The sequence below is a fragment of the Arcobacter sp. CECT 8983 genome, from assembly GCF_004118855.1.
Taxonomy (GTDB): domain Bacteria; phylum Campylobacterota; class Campylobacteria; order Campylobacterales; family Arcobacteraceae; genus Halarcobacter.
Window position 1 is genome coordinate 567,133 of the sequence record NZ_PDKF01000008.1, and the last position, 18,045, is coordinate 585,177.

Annotated in this window: 17 protein-coding genes; 11 read left to right on the forward strand and 6 right to left on the reverse strand. The window is 28.5% G+C overall.

Going from position 1 to position 18,045, the window contains the following annotated elements:
- Window positions 1-36 precede the first annotated feature (36 nt).
- From CRV01_RS11815 to CRV01_RS11835, 5 genes are all read left to right on the forward strand, one after another.
- A complete protein-coding gene (locus CRV01_RS11815) occupies window positions 37-2,175 on the forward strand; it encodes a chemotaxis protein CheA (RefSeq protein ID WP_129008418.1) in 2,139 nt (712 codons plus the stop codon).
- A 4-nt stretch (window positions 2,176-2,179) separates the two neighbouring features.
- Window positions 2,180-3,022: a protein-glutamate O-methyltransferase CheR gene (locus CRV01_RS11820; RefSeq protein ID WP_129008419.1), complete on the forward strand. Its 843-nt coding sequence runs from the start codon at window positions 2,180-2,182 to the stop codon at window positions 3,020-3,022.
- The gene (locus tag CRV01_RS11825; protein ID WP_129008420.1) at window positions 3,019-3,696 is read left to right on the forward strand and encodes a chemotaxis protein CheD; all 678 of its coding nucleotides are present in this window, start codon (window positions 3,019-3,021) and stop codon (window positions 3,694-3,696) included. Before CRV01_RS11820 ends, CRV01_RS11825 begins: the two co-directional genes overlap by 4 nt.
- A gap of 23 nt (window positions 3,697-3,719) precedes the next feature.
- Complete coding sequence (cheB, locus tag CRV01_RS11830) at window positions 3,720-4,799, forward strand: chemotaxis-specific protein-glutamate methyltransferase CheB (protein WP_129008421.1); 1,080 nt, start codon at window positions 3,720-3,722, stop codon at window positions 4,797-4,799.
- 103 nt (window positions 4,800-4,902) lie between these two features.
- Window positions 4,903-5,958, forward strand: coding sequence for a tyrosine-type recombinase/integrase (locus CRV01_RS11835; protein ID WP_129008422.1), 1,056 nt, complete (start codon window positions 4,903-4,905; stop codon window positions 5,956-5,958).
- 8 nt (window positions 5,959-5,966) lie between these two features.
- Here CRV01_RS11835 and CRV01_RS11840 read toward each other — a convergent pair whose 3' ends face one another.
- From CRV01_RS11840 to hemW, 5 genes are read right to left on the reverse strand one after another with little or no spacing between them, the layout of a single operon-like run.
- Window positions 5,967-6,248 (reverse strand): hypothetical protein, encoded by a 282-nt coding sequence (locus CRV01_RS11840; RefSeq protein ID WP_129008423.1) that lies wholly within the window; start codon window positions 6,246-6,248, stop codon window positions 5,967-5,969.
- 8 nt (window positions 6,249-6,256) lie between these two features.
- On the reverse strand, window positions 6,257-6,778 hold the full coding sequence (locus CRV01_RS11845) for a hypothetical protein (protein ID WP_129008424.1): 522 nt from the start codon (window positions 6,776-6,778) through the stop codon (window positions 6,257-6,259).
- A gap of 55 nt (window positions 6,779-6,833) precedes the next feature.
- Window positions 6,834-8,804 (reverse strand): M3 family metallopeptidase, encoded by a 1,971-nt coding sequence (locus CRV01_RS11850; protein ID WP_129008425.1) that lies wholly within the window; start codon window positions 8,802-8,804, stop codon window positions 6,834-6,836.
- Window positions 8,805-8,821: 17 nt separating this feature from the next.
- On the reverse strand, window positions 8,822-9,652 hold the full coding sequence (prmC, locus tag CRV01_RS11855) for a peptide chain release factor N(5)-glutamine methyltransferase (protein WP_129008426.1): 831 nt from the start codon (window positions 9,650-9,652) through the stop codon (window positions 8,822-8,824).
- Window positions 9,653-9,697: 45 nt separating this feature from the next.
- Complete coding sequence (gene hemW / locus CRV01_RS11860; RefSeq protein WP_129008427.1) at window positions 9,698-10,759, reverse strand: radical SAM family heme chaperone HemW; 1,062 nt, start codon at window positions 10,757-10,759, stop codon at window positions 9,698-9,700.
- Between the two features lie 55 nt (window positions 10,760-10,814).
- Here hemW and CRV01_RS11865 point away from each other — a divergent pair, with 55 nt between their 5' ends.
- From CRV01_RS11865 to folP, 5 genes are read left to right on the forward strand one after another with little or no spacing between them, the layout of a single operon-like run.
- A complete protein-coding gene (locus CRV01_RS11865) occupies window positions 10,815-11,309 on the forward strand; it encodes an RNA pyrophosphohydrolase (RefSeq protein ID WP_129008428.1) in 495 nt (164 codons plus the stop codon).
- Between the two features lie 4 nt (window positions 11,310-11,313).
- Complete coding sequence (locus CRV01_RS11870; protein ID WP_129008429.1) at window positions 11,314-12,525, forward strand: aspartate kinase; 1,212 nt, start codon at window positions 11,314-11,316, stop codon at window positions 12,523-12,525.
- Window positions 12,526-12,527: 2 nt separating this feature from the next.
- Window positions 12,528-13,079, forward strand: a complete 552-nt coding sequence (locus CRV01_RS11875; RefSeq protein WP_129008430.1) for a HobA family DNA replication regulator — start codon at window positions 12,528-12,530, stop codon at window positions 13,077-13,079.
- Window positions 13,079-13,711 carry a DNA polymerase III subunit delta' gene (locus CRV01_RS11880; protein ID WP_129008431.1) on the forward strand — a complete coding sequence of 211 codons (633 nt, stop codon included), beginning with the start codon at window positions 13,079-13,081 and terminating at the stop codon, window positions 13,709-13,711. The genes CRV01_RS11875 and CRV01_RS11880 overlap by 1 nt, the downstream gene beginning before the upstream one ends.
- A gap of 1 nt (window position 13,712) precedes the next feature.
- Window positions 13,713-14,858 (forward strand): dihydropteroate synthase, encoded by a 1,146-nt coding sequence (gene folP, locus CRV01_RS11885; RefSeq protein WP_129008432.1) that lies wholly within the window; start codon window positions 13,713-13,715, stop codon window positions 14,856-14,858.
- On the opposite strand, the gene CRV01_RS11890 is transcribed toward folP, so the two are convergent.
- Complete coding sequence (locus CRV01_RS11890) at window positions 14,853-15,683, reverse strand: prephenate dehydrogenase (RefSeq protein WP_164970058.1); 831 nt, start codon at window positions 15,681-15,683, stop codon at window positions 14,853-14,855. The genes folP and CRV01_RS11890 overlap by 6 nt on opposite strands.
- Before the next feature lie 104 nt (window positions 15,684-15,787).
- On the opposite strand from CRV01_RS11890, the gene bamA reads away from it, so the two are divergent.
- Window positions 15,788-18,034, forward strand: coding sequence for an outer membrane protein assembly factor BamA (gene bamA / locus CRV01_RS11895; RefSeq protein ID WP_129008434.1), 2,247 nt, complete (start codon window positions 15,788-15,790; stop codon window positions 18,032-18,034).
- The last annotated feature ends 11 nt before the right edge of the window (window positions 18,035-18,045 follow it).

The following is an 18,045-nucleotide window of genomic DNA, read 5'->3' on the forward strand; positions in this document are numbered from 1 at the left end:
TAAAGACTATAATTATAAATATAAAAAGGTTTTATCATGTCTGGTTTTGATATATCTAAATATAGAGAGATGTTTGTAGAGGAAGCTGAAGAGCTATTTGAATCTGCAGATAATGTGTTACTTGAAGCAGAAAGTAATGGTTCACTTACTGATGATGAAATGGGACAACTATTTAGAGATGTTCATACATTAAAAGGTAGTGGTGCTTCTGTTGAATTAAATCTTTTTGCTGAATTTACTCATGATGTTGAAAATATGATGGATAAATTAAGAAATCATCAGATTGAATTCAAACCAGAAATGGCAGGTACATTAATTGATGGTTTAGATGTTATGAGAGAACTTCTAAACTTAGAAGTTGCAGAAGAACTTACGAGAGAAACTTTTGAAGAGATGACATCTGATTTATTAGTTACAATTAGAGCTTATATTGATGGAGAATCTCCTGCTTCAGAAGCAACTCCTGTACAAGAAGCTCCAGTAGTAGAAGAAACAATAGAAGTTACTCCTACAGTTGAGACTAATATTTCATCTGAATCAGATAATATTGGATTCTACGATGAAAATATCCAAGAAAGTAATTTTAATGAAACTTATGGTTTTTTCAATGATGAAGAAATTGGAAAAAATAATGAGAGTTATGGTTTTTTTGATGAAGAATTAGACAGAATTTCAGAAACAGCTGCAACCCCAGTAATAGAACATGAAGATAGCGATGATTTTGGCTTTTTTGATGATATGGCTGAAATTACATCTGATTCAAAAATTGAAGCAAATAATGAAGACCAAAAAGAAGAAATAAAAGCACAAGAAACAAAAACTGTAGAAACTAAAGCAGCTCCTACAGCAGAAGAGAAAAAAGTTGAAACTCCTACTCCTTCAGCAGCAACTAGTGCTGATAGTAAGAAACCTGTGCCAGCTGCACCAAGAAAAGAAAGAGAAGCAAGTAAAAAATCTTCTGCTTCAAATAATATTAGAGTAAATCTTGAAAAAATTGATTTACTTATGAATAATGTTGGTGATTTAGTTATTACAAATGCAATGTTAACACAGTTCTCTACTACTATAGAATCTGATAAAACAAGAAATGCTGTATTAGAAAGATTAGAATTATTAGAAAGACATATTAGAGAAATGCAAGATTCTATTATGAGTATCAGAATGGTACCAATGGATGCTATTTATTCTAAATTCCCTAAAGTTGTTAGGGATATTTCTAGAAAACTTGGTAAAAAAGTTGAATTTAAACACTATGGAGATGGTGTTGAAATTGATAAAGCAATGATTGAAGGTCTTACAGATCCATTAATGCATATTATTAGAAACTCTTTAGATCATGGTTTAGAAACTCCAGATATAAGAGTTGCAAATGGAAAAGAAGAGGTTGGTACTATTGCTATTTCTGCAGAACAAGCAAATGGTCAAATGATTATTACTATTGATGATGATGGAAAAGGTATTGACGGTGATAGAGTTGCACTTAAAGCTTTAGAACAAGGTCAAATTGATGAAAACCAATACAATAGTATGAATAATAATGAAAAGGCTATGCTTGTATTTGGAGCAGGTGTTTCAACAGCTGAAAAAATTACTGATATTTCTGGACGTGGTGTTGGTATGGACGTTGTTAAAACAAATATCCAAAAATTAGGTGGAGCAATTAAACTTGATACTACTCCAGGTGAGGGAACAACTATTACTATTATGTTACCTCTTACACTTGCAATTCTAGATGGATTAGATATTGCAGTTGGAGATCAAAAATATATTTTACCATTAAGTTCAATTGTTGAGTCATTACAACCAACTCCTGATATGATTAAAAAGATTGGTGATGGTTCTCAAGACTTATTAATGTTAAGAGAAGAGTTTATTCCTGTAGTAAGATTACATCAATTATTTGGTGTTCCTCCAACGTTTGATAACCTTGAAGATGGTATGCTAATTGTTGTAAAATCGGGTAATCAAAAAGTTGCTATTTCTATTGATGAATTCTTAAATCAACATCAAGTTGTTGTTAAACCTTTAGATAAAAACTTTAGAAGTGTAGAAGGAATTGGTGCTGCTACTGTTAGAGGTGATGGAAGTATTGGTCTTATTCTAGATGTATTAGGTATTATCAATGCTCAAATTAAAATAGAAAAAGATTTAACAGCAGCTCAATTCGCTTCTTAAAAATATGGCTAGCGATAGAGTTTTACACCAAAGGGTAAAAAAAATACTTTATTCTCTAACAGGAATTACCCTTGCAGAGAATAAAGATATTATGATAGCAAATAGACTTCATAAATTAAAAAGAGACACAAAATATACTGGTGATATTGATCATCTTTTAGACTCTATAGAAGAGGGTTCTTTTACTATGGAGTTTATAAACTCTTTTACAACAAATAAAACTCACTTTTTTAGAGAAGAGTTTCATTTTACAGATTTAAGAGATAGAGTTCTTCCTGCTTTTGCAAATTCAGGAAAAGAGATTAAAATGTACTGCTCAGCTTCTTCAACAGGAGAAGAACCATATTCTATGGCAATGACAGTACTTGAAACACAAGAGTTACTAGGAAGAAGAATTAATGCTTCAATAATAGCAACTGATATTGATACAAATGTTTTGCAATATGCTGCAAATGGTGTTTACAGATATGCAAAATCATCTAGAGAGTTTCCTGAGTGGATAAAACCACCGAAATTCTTTAAAAAAAGAGTAAATAAAACATTAACTAGCGAAGAGATACTAATAAAAGTAAAACCAGAACTTCAAAAAATGGTAACTTTTCAAGTTAATAATTTAAATGATTTAACATATCCTTTTCAAAAAGATTACTTTGATGTAGTATTTTGTAGAAATGTATTAATTTACTTTTCATCAGAAGATCAAAATAAGATTTTAAAAAGGTTGTTTTCTCATTTGAAAATGGGTGGAACATTATATTTAGGGCATTCAGAAAATCCGCATGATTTAATTGATTATGTAGATAGAATTGGTCAAAATATTTTTATAAAGAAAAAGGAATTTAATTGATTGTTATAGGTCATAAAGATGGAAGTATTGAAAAAGCTTCTATCTCAAGATTTACACAAAAAACTAAAGGGTACAATACTCACACTGTAATAGGTGGAGAGTTTGCCGTTGGGAAAGATGCTGATAGCATAGCATTTAAAACACTTTTAGGCTCTTGTGTTGCAATTATGTTCTATGATAAAGTTAAAAAAATAAAAGGTATGAATCACTTTTTACTTCCTACTACAAATAGTAGTAACGACGATATGAAGTATGGATTATATTCTGTTGAAGCAATGCTTAATGAAATGTATAAATTAGGTTGCGATAAAAAAAATATGAGCGCTAAAATTTCTGGTGGTGCTGATATTATGCAGCTTAATATGTCTGCTATATCAATTGGACATAGAAATGTAGAGTTTGCAAAAGATTTTTGTAAATCTGAAGGTTTTAAATTAATAAGTGAACATACAAGAGGAGAACATGGTAGATTGATTCTTCTTGCAGACACTTTTGAGACATTTATCAAAGTTACTCAGAAAAGTGAAACTGATAGTAAAATTGTTAAAGAAGAAAAAGCATTACAAACAGAAATCACAAAAGCACCAGTTATCAAAGAATATGTTGGTGGTGTTGACTTATTTGATGATAACTCTAGTAAAGCAGAACCAGAAATGGAAATTGAATTATTTTAAATTTAAAAGTGTAGGGTGATTAAATGTATACTGTCTTAGTAATTGATGATTCTCCTTCAATGAGAAGAATTATTAAAGATATGGTCAACAATATAGAAGATTTTGAAGTTATTGCAGAAGCTTTTGATGCTTATGATGCAAGAGAAAAAATCAAAGAATATGAACCAGATTTAGTAACAATTGACATTAATATGCCTAAAATGGATGGAGTAACTTTTTTAAGAAACCTTATGAGACTTCATCCAATGCCTGCTGTTGTTGTTTCAGGAGAAAGTGTTAGAGGTAATGATATTTTTGATGATGGTGCAGTAGGTTTTATTCCAAAACCTGAAGCAGGGGAGTCTATGATTTCTTTTGGAGAGAGAATCAAAGAAAATCTTCTTAATCTTACTTTTTTACTAAAAAGATATACATTAAAAAAACCAAAAGCAAAAAAGCAAGTAAAAACTAAAACAACATTAGAAGCAAATAAGAAAAATCACCCAGACTTAGTAATACCATTGAGACAAGCCCCATTAATGGGTAAGAAGATTATTGCTATAGGTTCTTCTACTGGAGGAGTTGAATCATTGTTAAGGGTCTTTAAAAGGTTAACAAATAATCTTCCTCCTATAGTAATAACTCAACATATTCCATATGGTTTTTCTAAATCATTTGCTGATAGATTAAATGATAACTCTTCATTAATTGTTCATCAAGCTGAAACTGGAATGGTTCTTGAAAATGGACATGCTTATTTAGCTCCTGGTAATATGCATTTAACAATCGAAAGAACAGCTGGCAACAATTATCAAATAAGATTATTAGATGAAATGAAAGTCAGTCATCATAAACCAAGTGTTGATGTGATGTTTAGATCAGTAAATAATACAGTTGGTGGAGCTGCAATGGCTGTGATGATGACTGGAATGGGAGACGATGGAACAATTGCAATGAAAGAACTTCATGATAATGGTGCATATACAGTAGCACAGAATGAAGAAAGTTGTGTTGTTTTTGGTATGCCAGCAAAAGCTATTCAAGCTGGTGCTGTAAAAGATATTATTCATTTAGATGAAATAGCAGATTACATAATTGATTTTGCTAAGAACAAAAGAAGATAAGAGTGCTTCTTTTGTATGTATAAAAAAGTTTGAAAATTATAGTTTTCAATACTAATTAATATATATTTTGCTAAAATACAACTATTCTGTATAAAGGCACAATATGCGATATGAACTTGACTTTGAAAACACGTTTAACAAAACCTACTGTTTTTGGCTCTCCTTATTTGTAAGAAATAAATTAACAACACTTTCTAATACTCAAGTAAATGACAAAGAAAAATTTGCAAATATACTGCAAGTTTTAATTCGTGGAAATAAATCAATTGAAGAACTAAAGGATTTGGTTAAACAAGCTAGAAATATTGGTTTAACAGGAATAAATACATATTTTAACCCTCTTATGAAATTATATGAATTTTTGCAAACATTTGGACCAGCCTCTATGAAAGAAATTGATGAAGAGTTACTTATTGACTTTTTAGCTTCATATACAAGTGGTCTATCTGATGCAAGCAAGAAAAATCATAGAATTGCCCTACTTAACTTTTTTTCTTATATAGACAAACAAAATGAAAATCCTGATGGAAGCTCTTATCAGTTTAAAATTGAACTTAAAAACTGGGCAGGACTTGGTGGAAAATCTGGAACAAAACTTCCTGCTCATATGAATAAGGATGAAATTGATAGATTTTTAAAAGCTATTGATAAGTATGAGTTTTCAGCAGATACTGTTTATAGAAATAGAGTTATTCTAAAAATGATCATATATACAGGAATAAGGGTTTCTGAAATGTTAAACCTAAAGTTAAGAGATTTGTATAAAGAAGATGATGTTTATGTATTACAAGTTAGAGGTAAAGGAAATAAACCTCGTATTGCTATGATTAAAACAAAGATTATAGAAAATGACTTACAAAACTGGCTAAATCAAAGAGTCTGTGACGAAGACTATGTTGTTTGTAATAAAAAAGGAAATAGGTTAACTCAAGCCTATGTTAGTAGAATTGTAGAAAATATTCTAACTCTTGCTGGTATTAGAAAAGAGAAAAATGGTGCACATATGTTAAGACACTCTTTTGCAACCCTACTTTACCAAAAACACCATGATCTTATCTTAGTTCAAGAAGCTTTAGGTCATGCAGATATAAATACTTCTAGAATATATACACATTTTGATAAAGAGAGATTAAAAGCTACTACTAATCTTATGGATTAGTAAATACTTTACCATAAAGATGCAGTTTCAAGTTCTAAAGAGTTACTTGTTTCTTCTATCTCTAAATAAACTTCTTCATCATAATCTAAATATATAGAAAAATCTCCCGTACTAATACTATTTTGAATACTTCTTTTATTTAAATATATATCATCCATTCCGCTTGAAAGATCTGACAAGTAATAATCTACCATCGATGGAGCCATACTATTTATAGCTAAATCTAAACTTTGAAAAGAATCAACTCCAAAGGTAGAAAATAGAGAATCTTTATTTAATAGAAGTATCATGTTATCTTTTAATTATTGAAGCCATTTAATAATGATGCCATTCTATTTAAATCAATCTTTTCCGAAGAAGAACCACTTGTGTTATTATTTTGAGACTCTTTATTTTCTTTTATTTCATCATTGTCTTCTGAGTTTAATGGAAGTGTTTCATCATTATTTTTATCTACAATAACTTCTTGAATTGTTTCTCTTACCTTTGAGGTATCTTCATCATACTTATGCTTTTCTGGATGAGCCTTTTTACTCAATAGACCTTCTATTTTACTTAACATTGAGTTAATATTTGAAGAATCTTTCTCACTACTATCTTGTAAACTATTTAAGTTGTCCTCTAAGTTTCTAGTCTCAGCTTCTAAAGCTGAGATTTTATCTTTAAGTTTATTATTTTCGCTATTTAATTTTTCATTTTCATTTTCTAATGTATTATGTTCATCTTGTAGTTGATCATAAGAGTTTTGTAATTGTTCATATGCAACTATTAGTTTTTCTAAAGCTTCATTAAGTTTTGCGATTGTTTCTGCGTTTGTCATTTAAATAACCCTTATAAAATTCTATTATTAATTAAAAGTGATATTATTACAAAAACTAGCTAATAATTCCATCAATTTTTAATAAAGAATCAACACTTGGCTCTCTTTGTGCAAATTCATAGAATAATTTATCCATATCTTGTGAACCACCCTTTTCTAAAATAGCTTTTTTATATTTCATTGCTAACTCTTTGTTAAACACTTTACCTGAGTCAATAAACATATAAAATGCATCTGCACTTAATACTTCTGCCCATTTGTAAGAGTAATATCCTGCTGCATATCCCCCTGCAAAAATATGGGCAAATCCATTTTGAAACTTATTATACGCAGGTGGCTTTATAACGGCATATTCATTTCTTATGTTATCTAATAAATCCTGTATTTCAGTTTCCTTTTTGTATAACTTTTGATGGAGTTTAAAATCAAACAAAGCAAACTCTATTTGTCTTAACATTCCAAGTGCAGATTGAAAATTTCTTGCTTTAATTAATTTGTCAATTGCTTCGTCATCTAATACTTTTCCTGTTTCATAATGCTTTGCAAACATTTTTAATACTTCTTTATCGTAAGAAAAGTATTCAAGGAATTGTGAAGGGAATTCGACAACATCCCAAGCAACACCAGCAATACCACTAACAAAAGCCTCTGGAACCTTACTAAATAAATGATGTAAAGCATGTCCCATTTCATGAAATAGTGTCACAACATCAGAATGTCTTAATAACGATGGAACACCCTCTTTTGATTGTGGAAAGTTACAAACAATATAAGCAGTAGGAAGTTTTTTATTACCATCTTTATCTACATAATGAGAGTGCCAATTGTTCATCCAAGCACCACCTCTTTTCTCTTTTTTAGCTTCTAAATCAATATATATTCTTGCAAAAACTTTTGTGTTTTCTTTTATATTGCATACTAATACATCTTTATCCCAAGCCTTAGCATCTTTTGCTTCTTCAAACTCTACATTAAAGATCTTATTTAAAAAGTAAAAGAACCCATTTAATACAGAAGTTTTTTCAAAATAAGGTCTATAATATTCTTCATCAATATCATATTTTTCTTCTTTTAACTTCTCACTATAATAAGCTAAATCAAAACTTTTTATATCAGAAATTCCATCTTTTGAAGCATACACTTTTAACTCTTCTATCTCTTCTAATGCTCTATCTTTACCTTTTTTTGCAAGCTCTTCTAAGAAGTTAATTACCTCTTCTTCTTTCTTTGCCATTTTAGTTGAAAGAGAATATGAAGCATAGTTTTCAAAACCTAAAATTTTTACTTTCTCATCTTTTAAAGAAAGTATCTCTTCGATTATTTTTCCATTCTCAGGTGCTCTTGTCGAGTATGCTTTATAGATTTCTTCTCTTCTTTGTCTATTTGATCCATAAGTAATATATGCTAAATAAGATGGCATTTGAAGAGTAAATTTATATTTAGTTTTTCCATCTTCTTCAAACTTTGCAAACTCTAAATCAGAAGCTGGAATCTCTTTTACATCTTCATAATCTTCACAAATCATTTCATAAGCATTAGTTGCATTTAAAAGATTTTGTGAAAACTTGTGAGACAATTCACTTAGTCTTAAATTTATCTCTTTTAATCTATTTTTTATTTCGTTATTTAAATGACAACCACTTAATTCAAAGTCTCTAATTTCATTTTCAAGCACTTTTTTTTGTATATCATTTAAACTTGTATAATACTTATCTTGTATATCTTTTAAAGACCTATAAATATTATCATTTTGTGATATCTCAGTTTCGTAGTTTGAGATTAAAGGAAGGCACTCCTCATAAACTTTTTGCGTTATTTCTGAATTTTTAACTGAATCGATATGAAAGATTGGAGTGATGAAATCATTTAATCTCTCCCCTACTTCTTCATAAGGTTTTACAAAATTTTCATAACTTTTGTCTTCTATTTTTAATAACTCATCAATTTGTTTTTTACTATTTTCTAAAAGTTCTTCTAATTTACTTTTACTGTTTTCTAAATCTGTTAAATTAAATTCTTTAAACATATATACTCCTTTTTATTTTATATTTTTTTAAATTCAATTGTAAATCCTCTATCAAACTTTTCATAATCTTGATAAAATGAGTAGTCTTTAATTTCAAAATTATTTAAATAGTTTTCCAAAGGTTTTTTTTGGTCATATCCCATTTCACAAAGTAGATACTTTATATCTCTTTTTGAAGTTTGTTCAATGATTTCTTTTAATAATTCATCTCCAACCTCACCTCCAAAAAGAGCATTCCTAGGTTCATATTTTACATTTGCTGGAAGCTTATAATTATTTGCAATATATGGAGGATTTGAAATTGTCATATAAATCTCTTGATCTTCACTAATATTAGTATATAAGTCACTTTTTACAAAAGTGATTTTATCTTCTACCTTATGTTTTTTTGCATTCTGTTTTGCTAAAGCAATTGCATCATCATTTATATCAACGGCAATAATTTTAATGTCTTTAATTAAAAGAGCTAACATAACAGAAATTATTCCAGAACCAGTTCCTATTTCTAAAACTGTTTTATTTTTAGTATCTTTTAAAATTTCAACGGCATTGTCAACAAGAAGTTCAGTTTCTGGTCTTGGAATTAAAACATTCTCTTTTACTAAAAAACTTTCTCCATAAAAAGATGCTCTTTTAATTAAATACTCTAAAGGGTAATCTTTTTTTCTTTTTTCTACTAACTTTTCTAATTGTTTTATTTCTGTAAATTCATTATTATAATTAAGATGTAACCATATATTGTTTTTGTCTAAAATATAACATATTAATATTTCAACTTCTTTTGCTGGAATATGAGTTACTTCTTTTAATTGTTTAGAATAATCTCTTACAATTTCTTTTATTGTCATTTATATCCTTATTATAAATAAAGGCAATATTATATCAAAAAGAGTTTACTCTAATATATAAAGAGCAATCTCATCTGCTAAAAGAAAGTTTTTATTAAATACTTTCTTATCATTTATATATATTTTATCTTCATTTATTAAGTGTTTTACTCTTTTTAATTCATCTTCAGTAAATATTGAAAGTTCCACTCCTAAAATACATCTAAATCCTAAGAGTACTTTTTCAACTTTTATATCTTCCTTTGATAGCTCTTCTATTTCATAAGAAGTGGGATTTTTAATATATTTATCTAAATCCTTATTTGGATAATATCTTTTATTGTTTACATATCCAACTGCTCCTGCTCCAACTCCTAAATATTCTTTGTGTTCCCAATATCCAAAATTATGTTTTGATTGATAACTTTTATCTTTTGCAAAATTTGATATTTCATATTGAGTAAAACCATTCTTTTCTATAAAATCAAATATCTTATAAGACAACTCTTCATCATCAATTTTTACTTCACTTTTATTGAAAAATTTTGTACCCTCTTCTAAGGTTAAAGAATAAGCACTTAAGTGAGTAACAGGCAAAGAAAAAGCTTGTGCTAAATCTTCTTTTATATTATTTAATGTATCAGTTTTGAAACCATAAATTATATCGCAGTTAATACTATCAAAACCTATACAAGAGGCATTTTGTATAGCAGTTATAGCACTTTTAGCATTATGTGCACGATTTAATTCTTTTAACTTATTTTCTTGAAAACTTTGCACTCCAAAACTTATACGATTTATTCCAAAATTTTTCATCTCATTAAGCCATTCTTTTGTAGCAGAATTAGGATTTGATTCACTTGTTATTTCTGTATTTTTATCAATGTATTTTTCTAGTATTTTAAAAGTTTCTTCATAATCTTTTGGTTTTATTGTACTAGGAGTTCCTCCTCCAAAAAAGATAGTTTCTAATTTTTTATTTTGACAATGTTTTTCTAAATCATGTTTTAGTTGCTTATTTAAAGCCTCCATGTAATCTTTTTTTAGATTAAATTTAGTTGTATATGAATTGAAAGCACAATAATGGCACTTGCTGTCGCAAAAAGGTATATGTAAGTATAAAAGCAATTTTTAATCCTAAGTTTATTATAATATTGGGCTAATTATAAGGGAAAAAATATTTATGACTGATAAAGAAATGAAAGATAATAAAAATAAAAAAAATTACAGACCTAATGTAGCAGCAATAGTATTATCAGCAAAATATCCCGAGAAGTGTGAAATTTTCATTGCTTCAAGAACAGACGTAGAAAATGCTTGGCAATTTCCACAAGGTGGAATTGATGAGGGTGAAAAACCTAATGAAGCACTATATAGAGAGCTTGAAGAAGAGATTGGCACAAGGGATGTTGAAATTATTGCAGAGTATCCAAAATGGGTAAGCTATGATTTTCCTCCTGTAATTGCTAAGAAGATGCACCCTTATGATGGTCAAATTCAAAAGTATTACTTAGTTAAGTTAAAAAAAGGTGCAAAAATAGATATAAACACTGAAATACCAGAGTTTAGTGAATATAAATTTGTTCCAACTGAGAATATTTATGATTATATAACATTCTTCAAAAGAACAGTGTATAAACAAGTGTTAAAATATTTTAAAAAAGAGGGTTTTATTTAAAAAGATGTTAAAAGTTCTAAAGTTTGGTGGCACAAGTGTAGGAACACTTGAAAGAATACAAAACGTAGCCAATATCATAAAAAATATAAAAGATGAAGGTCATGATGTTATTGCAGTTGTTTCTGCAATGAGTGGTGAAACTAACAAGTTATTAGAGTTTGCAGGTAATTTTTCAAAAAATCCTGTTGCAAATGAAATAGATATGCTTTTAAGTTCAGGAGAAAGAGTTACTTCAGCTTTACTTTCTATTGCTTTAAATGAGCAAGGATATAAAGCAACTTCTATGAGTGGTAGAGAAGCTGGAATTGTTACTGATAATGCTCATATGAAAGCTAGAATCGAATCAATTGATACAACAAATATGAAAAATGCATTAAATGAAGGAAAAATCATTATTGTTGCAGGTTTCCAAGGTGTTGCACAAGACTCAAATAGAGTTTCAACTTTAGGTAGAGGTGGTTCTGATTTAACAGCTGTTGCTATTGCTGGTGCTATTGATGCAGATGTATGTGAGATTTATACAGATGTTGATGGTATTTATACAACAGATCCAAGAATTGAACCTAAGGCTAAAAAACTAGATAGAATTTCTTATGATGAAATGTTAGAATTAGCCTCTTTAGGTGCAAAAGTATTACAAAACAGATCAGTAGAAATGGCGAAAAAATTAAATGTAAATTTAGTATCTAGAAGTAGCTTTACGCCAGAAGTTGAAGGTACATTAATAACTAAGGAAGAGAATATTATGGAAAAACCAGTTGTAAGTGGTATTGCATTAGATAAAAATCAAGTAAGAGTTGGAATGTATGGAGTTACAGATAGACCAGGAATTGCTTCATCTATTTTTACAGCTCTTGCAGACGCAAATATTAATGTAGATATGATTGTACAAACAGTTGGTGTTGATGGTAAAACTGACTTAGACTTTACTATTCCTGTAACTGATTTAGAAAACTGTAAAGAAGTTATGAATAAGTTTAAAGATGATGCAGAAAATATTGATTATAATGAATCAATTTGTAAAGTATCTATTGTAGGTGTAGGTATGAAATCTCACACAGGTGTTGCTTCAAAAGCTTTTACTGCTTTAGCTTCTGAAAATATTAATATTAGAATTATCTCAACTTCAGAGATTAAAATCTCTATGATTATTGAAGAAAAGTATGCAGAGTTAGCTGTTAGAACTTTACATGATGCATATAATTTGGATAAATAACAGTGCAAGAATTTCTAAATTGGACAGTAGACACAATTAGAGAAGATAGGCTTATTTCTCCTTGGTTAGAAGAAAAAAAGTATGAATGGGTACCTTTAGTTTCTAAATCAGTTACTAATATTTTAGAAAAAGGTCGTTCTGTTTTAGTTATCACAGATAGTGATAGAGATTGGTTTTTAAAGTATGTATTAACACATATAAATTCTCAAAAGAAAAACAGACCTTTCTTACCTTTTTATAACTTTAAATCTTTTTATAAAGATTTGGATGAAGTAAAAACAGAAGATGAAATAAATTTCATAAAAGATATGCTTAATATATCTTTTCCAAATGGTTATTGTTTTTGGTATATTGGTAGAAGTCAAGATGCAAGAGCAATCTTACCAAAATTTTCAAAGAACTCTTTTCTTTGGATTTTTGATGAAGAGATTCAAGATGCATTTAATCTTAAAAATAATGATGAAGCTTTAGATATGAAACTTCTTCAAATGTTTAGGCTTTATGATAAAACATTAAGTGCTTCACTTTTTGCAGAGATTAACGTAGAACATTAATGATAAAGGAAAAAATTGAAACAGCTCATATCTTAATAGTTAATGATATAGATGAGACTCTTAATGCTTTATTGCCTTTTTATTCTAAACATAATGTAAGAATAATTAGAAATGAAGAGAAAGAGGAGTTTCAATTAGCTCAAGCAAATGCTACAATAAAAGAAGCATATATTTCAACAAATGAAAAGAAATATGTTTTTCTTTGTGGAAAAGTTTTTAGAAATGAAGCACAAAACTCTTTATTAAAAATATTAGAAGAACCCCCTACTAATATTGTTTTCATAATCATTACTAACTCTAAATCAACTATTTTACCAACAATCTTTTCAAGAATGCCACATAAAATTTTAAAAAGTAGTTCAAAAAAAGATGATTTGGCTTTAGATGTAAGAAAACTTGATTTAAAAGATGTTTATGAGTTTTTAAAACAGAATCAAAGAATTGATAAAAAAGAAGCTATATCTTTTGTTGAAAGTCTGCTTTTAAAAATAAATAAAGAAAAAATTGAACTTACACAAAGTGAGTTAGAATTTTTTTCTAAATCAATAAAATTATTAAGCTTAAACTCTAGACCAATAAATGTTTTAACTACCCTACTTTTAACAGTAACTAATAGAAAATATAGGGGTTAAAATGATATTACAAAAAATATCTATTTGTAATGCTAAAAAAGTATATGAATCTCTTGGTTGTGATAAAGGCGGTATTTCTATTTTATCAAAGAAATCATCTTTACATACAATCTTAATAAAAAATATGCATGTTGGCGCAGCAAATATCTTAAAACAAGATTCTCTTTCTATCGGAGCAGACTTAGCAGTTCCCACTGGTGTTATAACTGCAAAAGAAAAATATGTAGATGGAATATTAATTGCAACAACAAAACAGCTTGAAGTTTTAAGTAGAAAAGAGTTAGCTCAACCCTTTGGTTTAAAGGAGTTTGCAAAAAATTTAAAAGAGTTTATCCCTTCTAAAAAATATCTAACAAAAATAATGGGTGTTTTAAATGCAAATGAAGACTCTTTCTTTCAAAATAGCCGTTTTAATGAAGAAGATGCTAGTTTTAGAATAAATAAAATGATTGAAGATGGTGCTTGTATTATTGATATAGGTGCAGTTTCTAGTAGACCAGGAAGTAAAGCTATTCCTTGGGAAGAAGAATTAAAAAGAGCAAAACCTATTATTGATGTAATTTATAAAGAAAAGCTTTTTGAAAAAGCTAAATTTTCTTTAGACTCATATGAACCAAAAGTATTAGAGTATGCTTTAGAAAACGGTTTTTCCATAGTTAATGATATAACAGGTTTAGCAAATGATGAAGTTTGTAAAGTAGCTTCAAAATATAATGCACAAGTTGTAATTATGCATATGCAAAAAGATCCAACTATTATGCAGGAAAACCCTGTATATGAAGACTTAATCCAAGAAATTGATGATTTTTTTAAAGAAAGAATAAAAAAAGCAAAAAGTTTTGGAATTGAAGATATTGTTTTAGATGTTGGAATTGGTTTTGGAAAAACTTTAGAACATAACTTAAAACTGATAAAGAACCTAGAACATTTTAAACACTTTGGATATGAACTTTTAATGGGAGCTAGTAGGAAATCAATGATAGATAAAATTATAGAAACACCTACAGAGCAAAGACTTCCTGGAACTTTAGCAATACATTTAGAGTCTATAAATTATGGAGCTTCTATTATTAGATGCCATGATGTAAAAGAACATTATCAGGCAATTAAAGTTCAAGAAGCTATTAACACACAAGAGATCTTATAAAATCTCATGTAGTGTGTTTGCTTTTTTCATCCACTCTTTTAAATCTGAATAATCTTCATCTTCAACCATTTTTCTCACTTTTCTCATGTGATCTTCAAATAAATCAATAGAAGCTAAAAGATTTTTTCTATTTTGTTTAAAAATATCTGTCCACATGTCTGGACTTGATTTTGCAATTCTACTCATATCTTTAAATCCACCTGCTGCTAAAGCAATAATAGATTTTGGGTCCTCATGTCCCATAACGGTGTTTGCTAAAGAATAAGAGATCGCGTGAGGCAAGTGTGACATATAACAAGCATGAATATCATGCTCATTAGCATCCATTACAACAATTCTCATACCTATTTCTTGAAATACTTTAAACGCCCTATTTACATGTTGGTTTGCATTTTCTTCAAGATTACATAAAACTACAGTTTTACCTTCATATAAATTATCAATTGCTGCTTTTGGTCCTGATTTTTCAGTTCCTGTCATTGGGTGAGCTGCAATAAAATTTTTTCTAATCTTTGCAGGAACATTTTTTATAATAAACTCTTTTGTCGATCCTAGATCCATAATTGTAGTTTTATCTTTAATATCTAAGAATTCTGGCATCATAGAAATAATATTATCAACAGGAATAGCAAGAACAATTAAATCACAATTATCTTTTATTGTTTTAATATTTACTAATTCATCAACTAAATTTAATTCTTCAATCTCTTTTTTAGATTTTTCACTTCTTGCATATCCATAAACTTTTGTGGCTATTGAGTATTTTTTTACTGCTTTTGCAAAAGAACCACCCATTAATCCTAAACCAATAATACCTACGTTCAATTTTATAACCTTTACAATATATTTAAAAAGCGATTATATCTTAAACATCCTATAAAGTTTATTTAGATATATTTTAGCTTTAATTATTAAAAATAAGGATAACTGTGAAAAAGAAAAGTATCTTATTATCTATCACGTTAGCTTCACTTCTACAAGCTGAACAAATTACTTCAATTGAATATGTAAATTTAACAAAAATTTCTTTACCAGTTGCAAATGAAACATTAAACATAAAAGTTGGTGATGAAGTTAGTAATGAAAAAGTTAATAAAGCAATAAAAGACTTTTATAAATTTAACTACTTTGAAGATATTAAAGTTAATATGGACAAGGGAAAGCTTCAGTTTATATTTGATGAAAAACCATCTATTGCAAATGTTGATATCACTGGATATAAATCAAGAGAAGATGACATTGACATTTTAAGAAAGCAAATAGGTCTTGAAAAAGGGAATATGTATTCTGACAAAAGAGTTAGAGATGCAAAAGAAAAACTTTTAAAAGAGCTTGAAAGAGAAGGTTATATTAATTCTGTTGTTGAAGCAGAAGTAGAACATTTAAATGAAGATTCAGTAGCTATTACTTTTAGTGTAAATAAAGGTGATGAAATTATCATCAAAAAAGTAAACTATTTTGGTTCTGAAAATCTTGATTCAGGTGATTTTGAACCAGCAACTGCAAATAAAGAAGAAGATTTTGCTTCTTGGTTTATTACTCAAAATGGTGGTGAATTAGCAGCTGAACAATTAGAATATGATAGTAAAAGAATTCAAGAAGTATATTTTGAAAATGGATACTTAGATGCAAAAGTAAAAGATCCTTTCTTAGAAGTAGATTTCTCTTCAAATCAAGCTGAACTTGATTTTTATATTGAAGAAGGTAGACAATATAGTGTAAATGATATTGCAATATATGTAAATTCAGACATTGTTAAGCCTGAAAATATTTATCCTGAGTTAAAACTAAGAAAAGGTAGAACTTTTAATATTAAAAGACTTAGAAAAGATGCTGACTATATCAAAACTTTAGTTGCAGATAAGGGTTATGCTTTTGCTCAAGTTAAATATGATATTAAAAAAGATGAAAAAAATGGAACTGCTGATTTAATATTTAATGTTATTCCTGGAGAAAAAGTATTTATTAGAGATGTTAAAATTTCTGGAAATACAAGAACTCTTGATAGAGTTATTAGAAGAGATGTTTATTTAGCACCAGGGGATTTATTTAATCTTACAGATTATGATGACTCAAAAAATAAGCTTAAAAGAACAGGTTATTTTGAAGATGTAATAATAGAGCAAAAAAGAGTTTCTGCTGATAAAATGGATATTGTTGTAAAGGTTAAAGAAGCTGCTACAGGAAATATTATTCTTGGTGGTGGATATGGTTCATATGATGGATTTATGATTAATGGTTCTATTGTAGATAACAATATCTTTGGTTCTGGTCTGTCTTTAGGTCTTTCTGTTGATTTATCTAAAAGAAAAACAGACCTTTCTGTAAAACTTAAAAATCCAGCTATTGCAGATAGTAAATATAGTGGTGATTTAGATATTCACTCTGATAATGTTGAAATTGATAGTTCTAAATATGAATTAGATAAAGATATAAAAGGTTTCTCTGTAGGAGTTGGTAAAGAGTTTATAAGAAACTTGAGAGTTGGTGCTAGATATAGATTAGACTTTATTAAAGAAGAGTATGACTATGAAGATGATTCTGGAGTAAAAGAAAGTAAAAGATTTAAAGATACTGATTATGTAACTAGTTCTATTACTCCGTTTGTAAACTTTGATAATACAGATGACTATTTAAATCCAAGAAGTGGATTTAAAGCTGGTTCTTCTTTAGAGTTTGCAGGATTAGGTGGGGATTCTGAATACCTTAAGAGTTTATCTTACTTTAAATACTTCTATTCTTTAAACGATCTTTATGATTTAGATTGGATTTTTAGATATAAGCTACAAGCAAACTTTCTTGTGGATAATGGTCAAATCAATCAAGGTGATTCATTATATTTAGGTGGTACGAAATCATTAAGAGGATATAAATCTTATGCCTTCCCTAAAAATGAGTCTGGTGAGAAAGTTGACCCTTATAAAAATATGGCAGCAACATCAGTAGAAATGAGTTTCCCTCTATCTCCTCAAGCTAAGATGAGATGGGGTGTATTCTATGATTATGGTATGATTGGTGAAGATAGTATGTCTGACATTAAAAGATCTTCAACAGGTGCACTTTTTGAGTGGGTATCTCCATTTGGTCCATTACAACTGATTTTTGCTCAAGCTTTAGATGATGAGTCTGGTGATGATACATCATCATTTGAATTTTCTTTAGGGTCTAGTTTTTAAAAATAGAAAAA